Origin of the sequence: Pseudomonas sp. GD03842 (assembly GCF_029841165.1) — a bacterium.
GTDB lineage: Bacteria > Pseudomonadota > Gammaproteobacteria > Pseudomonadales > Pseudomonadaceae > Aquipseudomonas.
Genome location: NZ_JAOCEA010000003.1, coordinates 292,513 through 307,704 on the forward strand (window position 1 = coordinate 292,513; position 15,192 = coordinate 307,704).

Sequence of the window (15,192 nt, forward strand, 5' to 3'; positions counted from 1 at the left end):
GTATGACAGAGCTGTCCCACGTCTCGGTCACGGCGCTCAAGGGCGTCGGTGAGGCCATGGCGGAAAAGCTGGCGAAAGTCGGCCTGGAAAACATCCAGGACGTCCTTTTCCATTTGCCGCTGCGCTATCAGGATCGCACCCGCGTGGTGCCCATCGGCGCGCTGCGGCCCGGTCAGGACGCCGTGATCGAGGGCGTGGTCAGCGGCGCCGATGTGGTGATGGGCAAGCGCCGCAGCCTGTTGGTCAGGCTGGGCGACGGTACGGGTGTGCTGAGCTTGCGCTTTTACCATTTCAGCAACGCCCAGAAAGATGGCCTGAAACGGGGTACGCACCTGCGCTGCTATGGAGAGGCGAGGCCGGGCGCCTCGGGATTGGAGATCTATCACCCTGAGTACCGCGCGATAACGGGTGATGAGCCCATCCCCGTTGACCAGACACTAACGCCGATCTACCCGACGACCGAGGGATTGACGCAACAACGGTTGCGGCAGTTGTGCCAACAAAGCCTCGGCATGCTTGGCCCTCGAAGCTTGCCGGACTGGCTGCCGGAGGAGTTGGCACGAGACTACCAGTTGGCTGCGCTGAGCGACGCGATTCGCTATCTGCACCACCCGCCGGCAGATGCAGACGTCGAGGAGTTGGCGCTGGGGCATCACTGGGCACAGCACCGGCTGGCCTTCGAAGAGTTACTGACCCATCAACTGTCACAGCAGCGCCTGCGCGAAAGCTTGCGCTCGCAGCGAGCACCTGCACTGCCTGTCGCCCGCAACCTGCCGAAGCAATTTCTGGCCAACCTGGGCTTCCCCCCGACCGGTGCTCAACAGCGGGTCGGCAAGGAAATCGCGTACGACTTGAGTCAGCAGGAGCCCATGCTGCGGCTGATCCAGGGCGATGTGGGCGCGGGCAAAACCGTGGTTGCCGCGCTCGCGGCCCTACAGGCGCTCGAAGCCGGCTATCAGGTCGCGCTGATGGCCCCTACCGAAATTCTCGCTGAACAGCACTACATCAACTTCACCCGCTGGCTCGAACCTCTGGGCATCGAGACGGCCTGGCTGGCGGGCAAACTGAAAGGCAAGGCGCGTGCTGCGTCGCTCCAGCAGATCGCCAACGGCGCGCCGATGGTGGTGGGCACTCACGCTCTGTTTCAGGACGAGGTGCAATTCAGAAACCTGGCCCTGGTGATCATCGACGAGCAACATCGCTTCGGCGTCCAGCAACGGCTGGCCCTGCGTAAAAAAGGCGTGGGGGGCCAGATGTGCCCGCACCAATTGATCATGACCGCCACGCCCATCCCCCGGACGTTGGCCATGAGTGCCTATGCGGATCTGGACACATCGATTCTCGACGAGCTTCCGCCCGGCCGCACCCCGGTCAACACGGTGCTGGTTGCCGATAGCCGCCGCATCGAGGTGGTGGAAAGGGTGCGCAATGCCTGCGCCGAAGGCCGTCAGGCGTATTGGGTGTGCACGCTGATCGAAGAATCCGAGGAGCTGACGTGCCAGGCCGCCGAGACCACCTTCGAGGAGCTGACCAGCGCGCTGGGCGAGCTCAAGGTCGGGCTGATTCACGGTCGCATGAAGCCGGCAGAGAAAGCCGCCGTCATGGCTGACTTCAAATCAGGCCTCCTGCAGTTGTTGGTAGCGACTACAGTCATCGAGGTGGGTGTGGACGTGCCCAACGCCAGCCTGATGATCATCGAGAACCCGGAAAGGCTCGGGCTGGCTCAGCTTCACCAGTTGCGGGGCCGCGTCGGACGCGGCAGCGCGGTCAGCCACTGTGTGCTGCTGTATCACCCGCCGCTGTCGCAAATCGGCAAACAACGGTTGGGCATCATGCGCGAAACCAACGACGGCTTCGTGATCGCCGAAAAAGACCTGGAATTGCGCGGCCCAGGAGAAATGCTGGGAACCCGACAAACGGGCTTGCTGCAGTTCAAGGTTGCCGATCTGATGCGCGACGCAGACCTGCTGCCCGCTGTCAGGGACGCCGCCCAGGCATTGCTGGAGCGTTGGCCCCATCACGTTAGTCCACTGCTGGAACGCTGGTTGCGACACGGCCAGCAATATGGCCAAGTGTGAAGTGGTCGGCATTAGAGACGTGTCTCACCTATAGAACGACCAAGCTGGTTATACTTCAGCAATTGTAGGAATTTGGATACAGGCCATGACAGAAGTTGCCCAAATCGACGCAACCCAACACGCCCCGTCTGTCATCCGGCAGTTGCTTGGCAAAGCGGCCATCAGCTACCGGGAAGTCACGGACGACGAGAAACTGCCGACCTCGCAGAAAGTGCAGGCCATTCTGGTCCACGACACGGTGGGTGCGTTACTGGTTCTGTTCTCGCAAAACCAACTGCTGGATCTGAACCGCATCACCGAACTGACCGGACGCAAGCTGACTGCCGTGTCGCAGGATCATCTCGATCAGATGCTGGGCAAGCACAGCTTGCGTGTCTTGCCTGCCCTGCCCGCACTGACCAGTTCGCCCTGTTTATATGACGAGCGCCTGCTGTTGGAGCCGACCGTGCTGATCGACTCGGGCGAACCGGGGCTGCTGTTGGAAATCGACAGTGATGACTTCAAGACGCTGCTGAGCAAAGCCAGCGCGGCCGCCTTTGGCGAGCCCATCGCGTCGGTCCAACCGAACCTCACCCGCCCTGACGACGACCGCGACGAAATCACCAAGGCCGTGCAGCACTTCACCGCCCGCCGTATTCAGCAGCGCCTGGAAGCAACGGTGGAGATTCCGCCACTGGCTGACACCGCGCAGAAGATCATCAAGCTGCGCGTCGACCCTGACGCTACCATCGATGACATCACCGGCGTCGTCGAGACCGATCCGGCACTGGCCGCCCAAGTGGTGAGCTGGGCAGCATCGCCTTACTACGGCTCGGCGGGCAAGATTCGCTCGGTCGAAGACGCCATTGTCCGTGTGCTTGGCTTCGATCTGGTCATCAACCTGGCGCTGGGCCTGGCGCTGGGCAAAACGCTGGCGCTGCCGAAAGATCAGCCGCAACATGCAACGCCCTATTGGCAGCAGTCCATCTACACCGCAGCGGTCATCGAGGGCCTGACCCGCGCCATGCCGCGCGCCAAGCGCCCCGAAAGCGGCCTGACCTACCTGGCGGGCCTGCTGCACAACTTCGGTTACTTGCTGCTGGCTCACGTATTCCCGCCGCACTTCTCCCTGATTTGCCGTCAGATAGAAGTCAACCCGCACCTGCACCACAGTTTCGTCGAGCAGCACTTGCTGGGTATCACGCGGGAGCAGATTGGTGCCTGGTTGATGCGCAATTGGGACATGCCCGAAGAGCTGGCCACTGCGCTGCGCTTCCAGCACGACCCGCACTACGCGGGCGAGCACCACGAATATGCCAACCTGGTATGCCTGGCCGTGCGTTTGCTGCGCAAGGAAGGGATCGGCTCTGGCCCCCAGGAAAGCATTCCGGACGAGCTCTTCCAGCGCCTGGACCTGCCGCGCGAAAAAGCCGAAGACGTCGTGCAGAAAGTGTTGGAGGCCGAAGTGCTGCTGCGCGAGTTGGCGTCGCAGTTTCATTAAGCCGAATACTTGCCGCGCCCTACATACTGTAGGAGCGCGGCTTGTCCCGCGATCTGTCGGGTACCGACAGTAAAACCTGCAGACTCTGACCGCCTGAGAGACCGCATCAGCTGATTCACGGCGACTGCGTCCCCGATCGCCGGACAAGCCACGCTCCTACAGAATTACGCCTTCTTCTTCCTCGGCTTCAAATACTTCGTCAGGCCCTGAAACCACATCACCAATCCGGTGTTGCCGGTGACCTGAATGTCCTTGTCCTGAATCCCCTGCATGAACGCCAATTGCTTGTTTTTTGCCTGCAACGTGGCGAAGCCGTAAGCCGCATCCCGGAACGAAATCGCAAAGGCAGGTGCGGCCACCTCGCCACCCCGGCTGCTGACCCGCTGATCGCGCACGACAAAATGCCGCGACACTTTTCCATCGCGGGTCTGCAACTGGAACGTCAGGTCCTTACCGGCCAGTTGTTGCTGAAAGGCCGGGTTGCGACGACTTGCACGGGCCATCATCAAGCCCAGCATCCAGAGAAGAAAACGAAACTTCATACCCAAGACCTCCACCCGAGCGATGCGAAATCAGCATCCGGTGGCAGTGTACCCAGCCTTTCGTGGGCATGAGCGAGCAGAACCCGTCAGTCGCGAAGTGGCGCAGCAGACACCGTCGGGCGCAATGGCGCGTCGCCCAACAGTGGCGGCACCCCGCGCAAAAACCAGCCATAAAAAATGGGCATCCCGGTTTCAGGTATGCCCACTTGCGCACCGTTCGCCTTCCGCAAGGCGTCCGGTCCCAGATTATGGGTTGACGCTGTCTTTCAGAAATTTGCCGGGTTTGAAGGCGACGGTGTTGCTGGCCTTGATCTTGACCGGTTCACCCGTCTGGGGGTTTTTCCCGGTGCGGGCGCCGCGATGGCGTTGCAGAAACGTACCGAAACCAACCAAGGTTACGCTGTCCTTTTTGTGCAGCGCATTGGTGATTTCGTCGAGGAGAGTGTTGAGAACGCGGTTGGCTTGTTCTTTGGTGAGATCTGCTTTTTCAGCGATGGCGGCTGCGAGTTCTGGTTTACGCATATGAAGCCTCTTTACGGTTTTTGTTTTTATGTCCCGCGCAGCCAGCAATAGGCTGCAAGCAGGTGCCGCGACGGCTCTACGTAGCGGCAGACCGGAATGAGGATGGCATGCCACCGAGCACGACGCCAGTGCAGGAGCGACGTTTATATCAACAAAAACGTGGCTTATCCGACAGAACGACATGCATTTACGCCAACAGCGGCGGCAGCACCTTGTTCAGCGCGAGTTTGTCCATCACAGCCGCGCCGGTGAGGGCGTATCCGAGCAGGTTTCCGTCCGCATCGCGACACAGCGCCTTGATGTCGGCCCCCTGCCCTTCGACACTCCAGGCGCCCTCGCGGCCTTTTGGCACGGGCGAAACCACCAATGGGCAAACCGGGGTCTTTACGGTTACGGGCATCGGCCCGTACTTCACCGCTGTCGGGGTGCCAGTGAGCGTTTGCGCCAGCGCGCGGGCGCAACTCATCAGCGGCATGACGTACAGCAAATTGAGACCATCCACCTCGGCGCAATCACCTAGCGCATAGATGTTGGCGTGCGATGTTTTCAAATAACGGTCCACCACGACGCCTCGCGACGTTTCAAGGCCGGCGGCGGCTGCAAGGTCTACGCGCGGACGCAAGCCAACTGCCGAGACCACCAAATCGCAGCGCAGCACTTGGCCATCAGACAAGTGCGCCTCTAATCCTTCCTCGGTTCGTAACAGCCGACTCAACACCGGACCGAGGTGAAATCGCCCGCCGATGCTTTCCAGCCCGGCCTGAACCGCGGCCGCGGCTGCCGGGTGCAACAGGGTCGGCATGACCTGTTCGCAGGGGGCGACAAGGTCCACCTGATAACCGCCAAGCATCAGGTCATTGGCGAACTCGCAACCGATCAATCCAACGCCGAGGATCAAGACCCGGCGCTTGCCCAGTGCAGCTAGACGGAAACGGGCGTAATCCTCAAGATCGTTGATCGGAAAAATCGCATCACTTGCATCGCCCTCCACCGGCACGCGCACGGTTTCAGCGCCCCAAGCCAGCACCAGGTCGCGGTAATAAACGGCCTCTTCACCGATCCACAGTCGCTTGTGCCCTGGGTCGATCCCGCTCACTCGGGTGTGAGTCCGCACTTCAGCCTTCAGTTGATCGGCCATTGCCCCGGGCTCGGCCATGCTAAGGCCGTCGGCGTCCTTGCTCTTCCCGAAACCGGTGGACAACATGGGTTTGGAGTACGAACGACCATCATCGGCGGTGATCAGCAACAGCGGCGTCTCGCTGTCGAGTTTGCGAAATTCACGGGCCAGGTTGTATCCCGCCAGGCCAGTGCCAATGATCACCACAGGTGCGCTCATGCCGCTCTCCAGAGTCAGTAGGTCAATGAAATCAAACGATTTCGATCATCTCGAAATCCATTTTTCCGACGCCACAGTCCGGGCATAGCCAGTCCTCGGGAACGTCTTCCCAGCGGGTTCCGGGGGCGATGCCGTCATCCGGCCAACCGTCGGCTTCGTTGTAAATCAGGCCACAGACAATGCATTGCCACTTTTTCATGGGTCGGTTCTCTCGGTTTCAGGCTATACGTGCCCAGCCGCACGGCTGTGACTCCTGGACAGAGCCCCGTATTTTTGACGACTGGGTCAGGGCGTTTTACTGACCGGCGGGCGTCTATGCAAGTTTCATCGACGCCGATGACCGTACCCGGTCGTCGGACCGCTTCGCCAATCGTGCTAAGCTCGCTGCCTCGATTGCCGCCGATATCTGCTCACTGTGATCCCGCGAAATCCTGCACCTACTTCGCCCGAATGGCTGTTGCGTGAGCAACTGATCGCCCCTCCCGCGCCAGCCGTGCTCGAATGGCTTTTCCATGAAGACTCCCTCACGCGCCGGCTGACGCGGCTTTCCAACGAGAGCTTCAGCGTCATGCCCTTGTTCGAGGGCTGGCAGCGCCTGCGTGCTGACGAATGCGCCGCCTTGCAATTGCCCACAGGCAGCGAGGGTTGGGTCCGCGAGGTGTACCTGTTGGGGTGCGGCGAGAAATGGGTGTTCGCCCGCAGCGTCGCCGGGCGCGCCGCGTTGGCGCAGGATGGCCTGCACATGGACCAGCTCGGCACACGCTCGCTGGGCGAATGGCTGTTCAGTGACCGAGCTTTCGTGCGGGGGCCGTTGCAAGTCTGCCAATACCCCACGCGCTGGCTGCCCGATGCAGACGCTGGTGAGGAGCTGTGGGGGCGCCGTTCGTGTTTCCGCCGTGGGCCGCTGAGCATCCTGGTGGCCGAAGTGTTTTTGCCGACCGTCTGGCAGGTTATCGACCAGACGCCTGATGCTGCCAGGGAGCGCCGCTGATGTATCTGTCGCTGCTCAAATCCTTCAATCGCCTGCACCCTCGGGCGTGGGATTTTATTCAGTTGATGCGCCTCGAAAAGCCCATTGGCATCTACCTGCTGCTGTGGCCGACGCTCTGGGCATTGTGGATCGCAGGCAAGGGCTCGCCTTCGCTGGGCAATGTGCTGATTTTCGTGATCGGTGTCTTCCTGATGCGCGCCGCAGGCTGCGTGATCAACGATTTCGCCGACCGCAAGGTCGACGGTCATGTCAAACGCACCGAACAGCGCCCGCTGGTCAGCGGCAAGGTGACATCGAAAGAAGCGCTGATTCTGTTTGCGCTGCTGGTAGGGCTGAGTTTCGGGCTGGTCCTGCTGACAAACGCGACCACGGTGTGGCTGTCGTTCGGCGGCCTCACGTTGGCCGCGACCTATCCCTTCATGAAGCGCTACACCTATTACCCGCAAGTGGTGCTGGGCGCCGCGTTTTCCTGGGGCATGCCGATGGCGTTCACCGCGCAGGACGGCAACCTCCCTGCCGCAGCCTGGTTGTTGTACATCGCCAATTTGCTGTGGACCGTGGGTTACGACACGTACTATGCGATGACCGACCGCGAGGACGACCTCAAGATTGGCGTAAAGTCCACGGCGGTACTGTTCGGCGACGCTGACCGGGTGATCATTCTCACGCTGCAGGGATTGGCGCTGTTCTGCCTGATGCTGGCGGGTTCGCGGTTTGAACTGGGACTGTATTTCTTTCTCGGACTGGTGGTCGCTGCGGCCTGTTTCGTCTGGGAGTTCTGGTCAACCCGCGACAGGGACCCACACGCCTGCTTCCGGGCTTTCCTGCACAACCACTGGGCCGGCCTGGCGATTTTCGTCGGGATCGTCGTGGATTACGCGATGCGCTGACCCGTGAGGGCCAGCGCAGACGGCTCGAAGTGGATCAGGGTTTGGCAACGTGCCAGACATCGCCTTTGCCATCGCCGGACTTTTCTCCCGCAGCCTTGTCATTCTTGAAGGTGTACAGCGGCTTGCCTTTGTAGACCCACTGCGAGGCGCCGTCGTCACGCTTGATAATGGTCCAGTCTCCCTTGGCCTTGTCGCTGGCCTCAGCCACCAGCGGCGGCCAGTTCACCGCGCATTGGTCGTTGCAGACCGATTTACCGGCAGACGTATCCTTGTCGAAGGTGTAAAGCGTCATGCCTTTGCTGTCGACCAGCACGCCGTCTTTCGTTTCAGCTGGAGACGCGAACGCCATGCCGGATGAGGCCAGCGCAGCCGCCGTCAACAGGCCCAGGAGTGCAGTGGAAAGTTTTGCCATCGGTAGATCCTCTTTTGTTCGTCGTTGCTTCGACATTTCTTGTAGGACAGGGCCGATAGTCTAGCTGGAGCCCAGACTTCTCGCCTCATTCGCATTAACCTGTCACACGACTGCAATAATTCCGTTATCTAATGCGGCCCAAGACAGTTAAATGACATGAGGTTCGAGGCATGGTTGGCAGGAGCATTCTGATCGTCGACGACGAAGCGCCGATTCGCGAAATGATCGCCGTCGCACTGGAAATGGCCGGCTATGACTGCATGGAGGCGGAAAACTCTCAGCAAGCGCACGCCGTCATTGTCGACCGTAAACCCGACCTTATCCTGCTCGACTGGATGCTGCCCGGCACCTCCGGCATCGAGCTGGCGCGCCGACTCAAGCGTGACGAACTGACCGGCGACATCCCAATCATCATGCTGACGGCCAAGGGCGAAGAGGACAACAAGATCCAAGGCCTGGAAGTTGGCGCCGACGATTACATCACCAAACCCTTTTCCCCTCGCGAATTGGTCGCGCGCCTCAAGGCTGTGTTGCGGCGCGCAGGCCCCAACGACGGTGAGTCACCCATCGAAGTCGGTGGCCTGCTGCTCGACCCGATCAGCCATCGCGTCACCATCGACGGCAAGCCTGCGGAAATGGGCCCCACCGAGTATCGCCTGCTGCAGTTCTTCATGACCCACCAGGAACGCGCCTATACCCGCGGGCAATTGCTGGATCAGGTCTGGGGCGGCAACGTTTACGTCGAAGAGCGCACCGTCGATGTGCACATTCGTCGCCTGCGCAAAGCCCTCGGTGATGCCTACGAAAATCTGGTACAAACCGTCCGCGGTACTGGTTACCGTTTCTCCACCAAAAGCTGAACAGGCTTTTGGCGAAGGTCAGCATGACGCTGAAAAACAAGGACGCGTTAATTGAATCAAAACTGGCATGGCACCCTGATACGCCACCTGCTGCTGTTGGTCAGCGCCTCGCTGCTGGCCGGGCTTGTCAGCGGGCATTACGGCGGGTGCCTGGCGATCGGTCTGGGGCTGTACCTGGCCTGGACACTCAAGCAGCTGCTACGCCTGCATGAGTGGTTACGCCACCACACGCCCGATGAGCCACCGCCGGACGGCTATGGACTGTGGGGCGACGTTTTCGACAGCATCTACCATTTGCAACGGCGCGACCAACGCGTGCGCGGGCGCTTGCAGGCGGTCATTGATCGCGTTCAGGAATCGACCGCCGCACTCAGGGACGCTGTCATCATGCTCGACAGCGAAGGCAACCTCGAATGGTGGAACCGCGCCGCTGAAACGCTGCTGGGCCTGAAGACGCCACAAGACAGCGGCCAACCCGTGACCAATCTGGTGCGGCATCCACGCTTCAAAGAGTATTTCGAACAGGCCAATTACGCCGAGCCACTTGAAATTCCCTCACCTGCCAGCGACCGCATGCGCATTCAAATGCTGATCACGCGTTATGGCAACAACGAGCATCTCATGCTCGTGCGTGATGTGACGCGCTTGCATCAACTCGAACAGATGCGCAAAGACTTCGTCGCCAATGTCTCCCACGAGCTCCGCACCCCGCTGACGGTCATCTGCGGCTACCTGGAGACGCTGCTGGACAACGTCGAAGAGGTGAACCCCCGCTGGAGTCGGGCGTTGCAACAGATGCAACAACAGGGTGAGCGCATGCAAACGTTGCTCAACGACTTGTTGCTGCTGGCCAAGCTCGAAGCCACTGACTACCCCTCCGACAACCACCCCGTTGCCATCGCCCCCCTGCTAAAGAGCATCACCCATGACGCTCAGGCGCTGTCAGGCAGCAAGAATCAGCAGATCACGCTGGCCATCGAAGATGAGGTGAGCCTCAAAGGCAGCGAGGCGGAATTGCGCAGTGCCTTCTCCAATCTGATCTTCAACGCGGTGAAGTACACCCCCGCCGACGGCACGATCCGCATCCGCTGGTGGGCGGACGGGCGCGGAGCGCATTTGAGTGTGCAGGATTCAGGCATCGGCATCGACACCAAACACATACCTCGCTTGACCGAGCGCTTTTACCGGGTCGACTCCAGCCGCGCGTCCAACACTGGTGGCACCGGGTTGGGCCTGGCGATCGTCAAACACGTTCTGCTTCGTCATCGCGGCGCGCTGGAGATCAACAGCGTGCTCGGCAAAGGCAGCCTGTTTATCTGCAACTTCGCCCCTGCACAGATGACCAAACCCTAGCAATGGCGCTAGATACCCGCTAGATTGCGCTGCTTGGGCCCTCCATCCGTGAGGGCTCATTTCATCCTTATTTTGAAACGGAACCAGCAAAACTCCATCATGGACCCTTCCCCTGGTATTAACCTGGCTTCACTTTTTGCCGACTTCGGCATGATTCTCTTCGCAATGATTCTGGTCCTGCTCAACGGATTTTTCGTTGCCGCAGAGTTCGCCATGGTCAAACTGCGCTCCACCCGCGTGGAAGCCATCGCCGAGCAAAACGGCTGGCGGGGCCGCATTCTCCGGACGGTACACAACCAACTCGATGCCTATCTGTCGGCGTGTCAATTGGGTATCACCCTCGCGTCGCTGGGGCTTGGCTGGGTCGGTGAGCCCGCTTTCGCGCACCTGCTGGCACCGTTGCTGGAAGCCGCGGGCGTCAGCTCGCCTGAAGTGATCAAAGGCGTATCGTTCTTCACAGCGTTCTTCGTCATCTCTTATCTGCACATCGTGGTCGGCGAGTTGGCTCCCAAATCCTGGGCGATCCGCAAGCCCGAGCTGCTGTCGCTGTGGACCGCTGTGCCGCTCTACCTGTTCTACTGGATCATGTACCCCGCCATTTACCTGCTCAACGCGAGTGCCAACGGCATTCTGCGCATCGCCGGCCAGGGTGAACCGGGGCCTCATCATGAGCACCACTACAGCCGCGAAGAGCTCAAGCTGATTCTGCACTCCAGCCGCGGCCAGGACCCCAGCGACCAAGGCATGCGTGTTCTGGCCTCCGCCGTGGAAATGGGCGAGCTGGAAGTGGTCGACTGGGCCAACTCTCGCGAAGACATGGTCATTCTTTATGCCGATGCGCCGCTCAAAGACATCTTGGCCATGTTCCGCCGCCATAAATTCAGCCGCTACCCCGTGTATGACTCGGAACGCGAGGAGTTCGTTGGGCTGTTGCATATCAAGGACTTGCTCCTCGAACTGGCGGCGCTCGATCACCTTCCCGAGTCGTTCAACCTGTCGGAACTGACCCGTCCGCTGGAACGCGTGTCCAAACACATGCCGCTGTCCCGCCTTCTGGAACAATTCCGCCAAGGCAGTGCGCACTTCGCGCTGGTGGAAGAAGCGGACGGCAAAGTGATCGGCTACCTGACCATGGAAGACGTGCTCGAGGTGCTGGTCGGCGACATTCAGGACGAACACCGCAAGGCCGAGCGCGGCATCCTGGCCTATCAGCCTGGCAAACTGCTGGTGCGCGGCGACACCCCGCTGTTCAAGGTCGAACGGTTGCTGGGCATCGACCTGGACCACGTCGAAGCCGAGACATTGGCGGGCCTGATCTACGACAGCCTCAAGCGTGTGCCTGAGGAAGAAGAAGTGATGGAAGTCGAAGGCCTGCGCATCATCATCAAAAAGATGAAAGGGCCGAAGATCGTGCTGGCGAAGGTGTTGAAGCTGGATTGAGGCAAGGCTTGTTGAAAATCTTTGCCTGTAGCCTTGCGATACGAGTAGCCATGCTCTCCAGCTGTTCGCCACCCCGGCCTTGATCGGGCCGCGGGTGAGGTCGGTGACGACGGCGGTCAGGAGCAATGACACCAACTGCTCTTGGCCGCCAGCCAGTTTGCGGGCTGCTCGTTCGGTTCATTCCTGAATCTTTGCTGCGAAGCCGCCGCAGAGGGGGCAGCCCCACCGGTTTCACACCAAAAGAAAGGTCGGATCAAATCAGGGCGGATTGCTGGGAAGAATGACTCATGCGAATACGTACAGCCTCGCCTCAATTCCCACCCACCGCAAAATTCGGCAGGCTCTGCACCGGCTGAGCGAATTCATACGGAATCGACTCCAGCGCAAGCCCCACGTTGCGCTGTACCACGAAGTGCAGATGCGGGCCGGTGCTGTTGCCGGTATTTCCCGAGCGGCCCAACGGCGTGCCTACTACCACCCGGTCTCCTTCCTTGACGCTGACAGAGCCCTGTTTCAGGTGCAGATAGACGCCCATCGTCCCGTCATCGTGAAGAATCCGCACGAAGTTGCCGGACGGGTTGGCCCCTCGGCCTGACTGGTTGTTCTCCGTTTTGATCACAGTCCCGCTGCGCGCGGCGATGATGGGCGTGCCCTCTGGCATGGCGATATCGATGGCGTAGCGGCTCTTGGCGCCCACATGGCTGTAGGCGCCGTTGGGGCCTTGGCTTATACGAAACGGCCCGCCAATCCAGGGCAGCGGATACCGATATCCCCCGCTGCTGTTCGCGATGCCCCGCACCGGATCTCCCATCGTCGAGCGCAGGCTGGGTTTGTAGGCCATGGCCTTGCTCGGGATCTGCGGGCTGAGGGCAATCAGGCGTTCGTTGCTGCGCGCAGGGAGGGTACGCCGGATGACTTGATCGGTGACACCTATGACGTTCTTGACGCCCGAGAGCCTGAGTTCCACCTCGACCGGCGCGTACAGATCGTTGCGCACGTAAAGGCTGTCCGTGCCCTTGGCCTTCCGGACACTCAAGCGCACTTGGCTGTCGATGCGCTCGACCATGCGCTCACGCAGCTTCATCACCTGCGCGCCGGGCACGGGATGGTCGGTAAACGAAACCACCCCATTGGCGTCGGTATATCGATAGATGGTGACGGCGGCGGCCGATTGCGCAGCCAGCAGGAATGCACACACCACCAGCAAGCGCTCTAACATCTGGATAGGCCTGGCGTTGGAGAACAATGGTCGCCAGCCTAACAGCGATACCGATGAAACGGGACTCAACCGTATCAATCGGTAATAGACGAAGCGTCAAGGAAATCGCGTCAGGGGCGGGCGCCAGGGGTTGTGCAAATTCTATGCAACGCAAAGGGGCGTCTGTCGCGGCAGTCACCCTCGACAGTCCAGCCCCCTATGGATTCAGGCGCTTACGCGCCCGGAACGAAATGCTTCTGCGCAGTACCACGGGCAATCAGACGCGACAAATAATCGAGCTTCTGAGTGTCTTGATCGACAAAGCGGAATGTCAGTTGCAACCAGTCGCTGTCCGGCTTCTGCTCAAACGCTGCAATCGCATGGAGGTAGCCGTTCAGGCGGGCCACTTCAGCGTTCTCTCCTTGCTCAAGATCCAGCACCGCGCCATCGAGGATCTGTGGCAGGACTTCACCGCGACGCACGATGAGTAACGCCTCCTTGAGCGTCAGGGCCTTGATCACGCATTGCTGAGCGCCGCTGGGCAGGCGCAACTGACCTTGCCCTCTGCCAGTCGGGGCAGGGGCAGCTGCAGCGGGCGCAGGCGTGGGTTGGGGCTTGACCAAAGGCTGGGCAGCAGCGGCTGGAGTAGCGGACACCACTTCAGGACGATTACCGGTGAGCGCACCCAACGAATCGTTGGCAAATGCCGCACTGGGGCGGGGCGCACTGCTCATCAGGGCGTCAAGTTTGCCGACTTTGTGCAGCGCTTTTTTCACCTTGGTCAGCAATTGTTCGTTGGTGAACGGCTTGCCAATGAAGTCGGAAACACCCGCCTGAATCGCTTGAATCACGTTTTCTTTGTCGCCACGACTGGTCACCATGATGAACGGCATGGTTTTCAGGCTTTCCTGCTGACGGCACCAAGTCAACAACTCGAGCCCGGACATCTCGGGCATTTCCCAATCGCAGAGCACCAGATCGAACGCTTCCTTGGTCAGCAGTATCTGAGCTTTGCGGCCATTGACCGCATCTTCCAAAGTGATGCCGGGAAAAGCGTTGCGCAGACCTTTCTTGACCAGATCGCGAATGAACGGCGCATCATCCACGACCAACACACTGACTTTACTCATCGACGCTCCTGATGGCGTGTTCACCGCAAATGGCGAGCATATCGCTGGCTGGTGGCCAACTGCCAAATTGTTTGACGACACCGGGACATTGTATTCGCGGGTGACTGAAAAATAGGGAGGCCAGACCGGCTGGCTGCCCAAAAAAAAGCCCGGCGTTCGCCAGGCGTTTTTTCTCAGGCAATATTACTTATCGTCAGGCGAGTCTGGAACATTAGGCATTTCTGCAGACAGCCCTTTGACTTCTTCCTGCATGCGCTTGAGGCCCAGGTGGCGCACATCGGTACCCCGCACCAAATAGATCACGAGCTCAGCGATGTTGCGCGCATGGTCGCCGATACGTTCCAGCGAACGCAGTGCCCAGATCACATTCAGCACGCGTGAAATCGAACGGGGATCTTCCATCATGTACGTGACCAGTTCACGCAGGGCTGTCTTGTACTCGCGGTCGATGTTTTTGTCATACTGCGCCACCGCCAGGGCCAGGTCTGCGTCGAAGCGAGCGAACGAGTCAAGCGCGTCACGCACCATCTTGCTGACCTGATCACTGATGTGGCGGACCTCCACGTACCCTCGCGGCGATTCACCTTCCTCGCACAATTGAATGGCGCGACGGGCGATCTTGGTGGATTCGTCTCCGATGCGCTCCAGATCGATGACCGACTTGGAAATGCTGATGATCAGGCGCAGATCCGAGGCCGCGGGTTGGCGGCGAGCCAGAATGCGCAAGCACTCTTCATCGATGTTACGTTCCATCTGGTTGATGCGATCGTCGACTTCACGAACCCGCTGGGCCAACCCCGAGTCGGCTTCGATCAGTGCGGTCACGGCATCGTTGACCTGCTTCTCGACCAGCCCCCCCATTTCCAGCAGGTGGCTGCGAACGTCTTCCAGCTCAGCGTTGAACTGCTGGGAGATGTGATGTGTATGGCTGTCTTTGATCATGCTGGGTGTCCGTCCGAT

The 15,192-nt window shown here is 60.1% G+C and carries 15 protein-coding genes and 1 pseudogene; 7 read left to right on the forward strand and 9 right to left on the reverse strand.

Annotated features, from left to right (window positions below; all coding sequences use genetic code 11):
* The first annotated feature begins 2 nt into the window (after window positions 1–2).
* Together recG and N5D61_RS06335 are read left to right on the forward strand one after the other, a co-directional pair.
* Complete coding sequence (gene recG, locus N5D61_RS06330; protein WP_279891454.1) at window positions 3–2,078, forward strand: ATP-dependent DNA helicase RecG; 2,076 nt, start codon at window positions 3–5, stop codon at window positions 2,076–2,078.
* A gap of 85 nt (window positions 2,079–2,163) precedes the next feature.
* A complete protein-coding gene (locus N5D61_RS06335) occupies window positions 2,164–3,558 on the forward strand; it encodes an aminoacyl-tRNA deacylase and HDOD domain-containing protein (RefSeq protein ID WP_279891456.1) in 1,395 nt (464 codons plus the stop codon).
* A 164-nt stretch (window positions 3,559–3,722) separates the two neighbouring features.
* Here N5D61_RS06335 and N5D61_RS06340 read toward each other — a convergent pair whose 3' ends face one another.
* The 4 genes from N5D61_RS06340 to N5D61_RS06355 all read right to left on the reverse strand — a co-directional run bounded on the left by N5D61_RS06340 (window position 3,723) and on the right by N5D61_RS06355 (window position 6,157).
* Window positions 3,723–4,100 carry a helicase gene (locus N5D61_RS06340; RefSeq protein ID WP_279891458.1) on the reverse strand — a complete coding sequence of 126 codons (378 nt, stop codon included), beginning with the start codon at window positions 4,098–4,100 and terminating at the stop codon, window positions 3,723–3,725.
* 246 nt (window positions 4,101–4,346) lie between these two features.
* The gene (locus tag N5D61_RS06345; protein WP_108236217.1) at window positions 4,347–4,622 is read right to left on the reverse strand and encodes an HU family DNA-binding protein; all 276 of its coding nucleotides are present in this window, start codon (window positions 4,620–4,622) and stop codon (window positions 4,347–4,349) included.
* A gap of 187 nt (window positions 4,623–4,809) precedes the next feature.
* The gene (locus N5D61_RS06350) at window positions 4,810–5,958 is read right to left on the reverse strand and encodes an FAD-dependent oxidoreductase (protein ID WP_279891460.1); all 1,149 of its coding nucleotides are present in this window, start codon (window positions 5,956–5,958) and stop codon (window positions 4,810–4,812) included.
* Window positions 5,959–5,989: 31 nt separating this feature from the next.
* The gene (locus tag N5D61_RS06355) at window positions 5,990–6,157 is read right to left on the reverse strand and encodes a rubredoxin (protein WP_279891461.1); all 168 of its coding nucleotides are present in this window, start codon (window positions 6,155–6,157) and stop codon (window positions 5,990–5,992) included.
* Between the two features lie 216 nt (window positions 6,158–6,373).
* On the opposite strand from N5D61_RS06355, the gene N5D61_RS06360 reads away from it, so the two are divergent.
* Both N5D61_RS06360 and ubiA read left to right on the forward strand, forming a co-directional pair.
* Window positions 6,374–6,949 carry a chorismate lyase gene (locus tag N5D61_RS06360; protein ID WP_279891463.1) on the forward strand — a complete coding sequence of 192 codons (576 nt, stop codon included), beginning with the start codon at window positions 6,374–6,376 and terminating at the stop codon, window positions 6,947–6,949.
* On the forward strand, window positions 6,949–7,839 hold the full coding sequence (ubiA, locus tag N5D61_RS06365; RefSeq protein ID WP_279891466.1) for a 4-hydroxybenzoate octaprenyltransferase: 891 nt from the start codon (window positions 6,949–6,951) through the stop codon (window positions 7,837–7,839). Before N5D61_RS06360 ends, ubiA begins: the two co-directional genes overlap by 1 nt.
* A gap of 34 nt (window positions 7,840–7,873) precedes the next feature.
* Here the strand turns inward: ubiA and N5D61_RS06370 are convergent, their stop codons facing one another.
* Window positions 7,874–8,251, reverse strand: coding sequence for a hypothetical protein (locus N5D61_RS06370; RefSeq protein ID WP_108236221.1), 378 nt, complete (start codon window positions 8,249–8,251; stop codon window positions 7,874–7,876).
* 170 nt (window positions 8,252–8,421) lie between these two features.
* Here N5D61_RS06370 and phoB point away from each other — a divergent pair, with 170 nt between their 5' ends.
* From phoB to N5D61_RS06385, 3 genes are all read left to right on the forward strand, one after another.
* Entirely contained in the window at window positions 8,422–9,111 is a 690-nt protein-coding gene (phoB, locus tag N5D61_RS06375) for a phosphate regulon transcriptional regulator PhoB (protein ID WP_062379821.1), read from the forward strand.
* A gap of 51 nt (window positions 9,112–9,162) precedes the next feature.
* A complete protein-coding gene (gene phoR, locus N5D61_RS06380) occupies window positions 9,163–10,464 on the forward strand; it encodes a phosphate regulon sensor histidine kinase PhoR (RefSeq protein WP_108236222.1) in 1,302 nt (433 codons plus the stop codon).
* A gap of 99 nt (window positions 10,465–10,563) precedes the next feature.
* Window positions 10,564–11,904 carry a hemolysin family protein gene (locus tag N5D61_RS06385; protein ID WP_279891470.1) on the forward strand — a complete coding sequence of 447 codons (1,341 nt, stop codon included), beginning with the start codon at window positions 10,564–10,566 and terminating at the stop codon, window positions 11,902–11,904.
* Window positions 11,905–11,911: 7 nt separating this feature from the next.
* Here the strand turns inward: N5D61_RS06385 and N5D61_RS26465 are convergent.
* The 4 genes and pseudogenes from N5D61_RS26465 to phoU all read right to left on the reverse strand — a co-directional run.
* Window positions 11,912–12,142, reverse strand: a pseudogene (locus N5D61_RS26465) (DUF6861 domain-containing protein); the annotation flags it as partial.
* Window positions 12,143–12,214: 72 nt separating this feature from the next.
* Window positions 12,215–13,123 carry a M23 family metallopeptidase gene (locus tag N5D61_RS06390; RefSeq protein ID WP_279891472.1) on the reverse strand — a complete coding sequence of 303 codons (909 nt, stop codon included), beginning with the start codon at window positions 13,121–13,123 and terminating at the stop codon, window positions 12,215–12,217.
* Between the two features lie 212 nt (window positions 13,124–13,335).
* Entirely contained in the window at window positions 13,336–14,232 is an 897-nt protein-coding gene (locus tag N5D61_RS06395; protein WP_279891474.1) for a response regulator, read from the reverse strand.
* Between the two features lie 183 nt (window positions 14,233–14,415).
* Complete coding sequence (gene phoU / locus N5D61_RS06400) at window positions 14,416–15,174, reverse strand: phosphate signaling complex protein PhoU (protein ID WP_108236226.1); 759 nt, start codon at window positions 15,172–15,174, stop codon at window positions 14,416–14,418.
* Window positions 15,175–15,192: the final 18 nt, after the last annotated feature.

Bases quoted from the DNA above. Each gene is read 5' to 3' on its own strand.
- recG (WP_279891454.1), top strand. From the start codon at position 3: ATGACAGAGCTGTCCCACGTCTCGGTCACGGCGCTCAAGGGCGTCGGT.
- N5D61_RS06335 (WP_279891456.1), top strand. From the start codon at position 2,164: ATGACAGAAGTTGCCCAAATCGACGCAACCCAACACGCCCCGTCTGTC.
- N5D61_RS06340 (WP_279891458.1), bottom strand. From the start codon at position 4,100: ATGAAGTTTCGTTTTCTTCTCTGGATGCTGGGCTTGATGATGGCCCGT.
- N5D61_RS06345 (WP_108236217.1), bottom strand. From the start codon at position 4,622: ATGCGTAAACCAGAACTCGCAGCCGCCATCGCTGAAAAAGCAGATCTC.
- N5D61_RS06350 (WP_279891460.1), bottom strand. From the start codon at position 5,958: ATGAGCGCACCTGTGGTGATCATTGGCACTGGCCTGGCGGGATACAAC.
- N5D61_RS06355 (WP_279891461.1), bottom strand. From the start codon at position 6,157: ATGAAAAAGTGGCAATGCATTGTCTGTGGCCTGATTTACAACGAAGCC.
- ubiA (WP_279891466.1), top strand. From the start codon at position 6,949: ATGTATCTGTCGCTGCTCAAATCCTTCAATCGCCTGCACCCTCGGGCG.
- N5D61_RS06370 (WP_108236221.1), bottom strand. From the start codon at position 8,251: ATGGCAAAACTTTCCACTGCACTCCTGGGCCTGTTGACGGCGGCTGCG.
- phoB (WP_062379821.1), top strand. From the start codon at position 8,422: ATGGTTGGCAGGAGCATTCTGATCGTCGACGACGAAGCGCCGATTCGC.
- N5D61_RS06385 (WP_279891470.1), top strand. From the start codon at position 10,564: ATGGACCCTTCCCCTGGTATTAACCTGGCTTCACTTTTTGCCGACTTC.
- N5D61_RS06390 (WP_279891472.1), bottom strand. From the start codon at position 13,123: ATGTTAGAGCGCTTGCTGGTGGTGTGTGCATTCCTGCTGGCTGCGCAA.
- N5D61_RS06395 (WP_279891474.1), bottom strand. From the start codon at position 14,232: ATGAGTAAAGTCAGTGTGTTGGTCGTGGATGATGCGCCGTTCATTCGC.
- phoU (WP_108236226.1), bottom strand. From the start codon at position 15,174: ATGATCAAAGACAGCCATACACATCACATCTCCCAGCAGTTCAACGCT.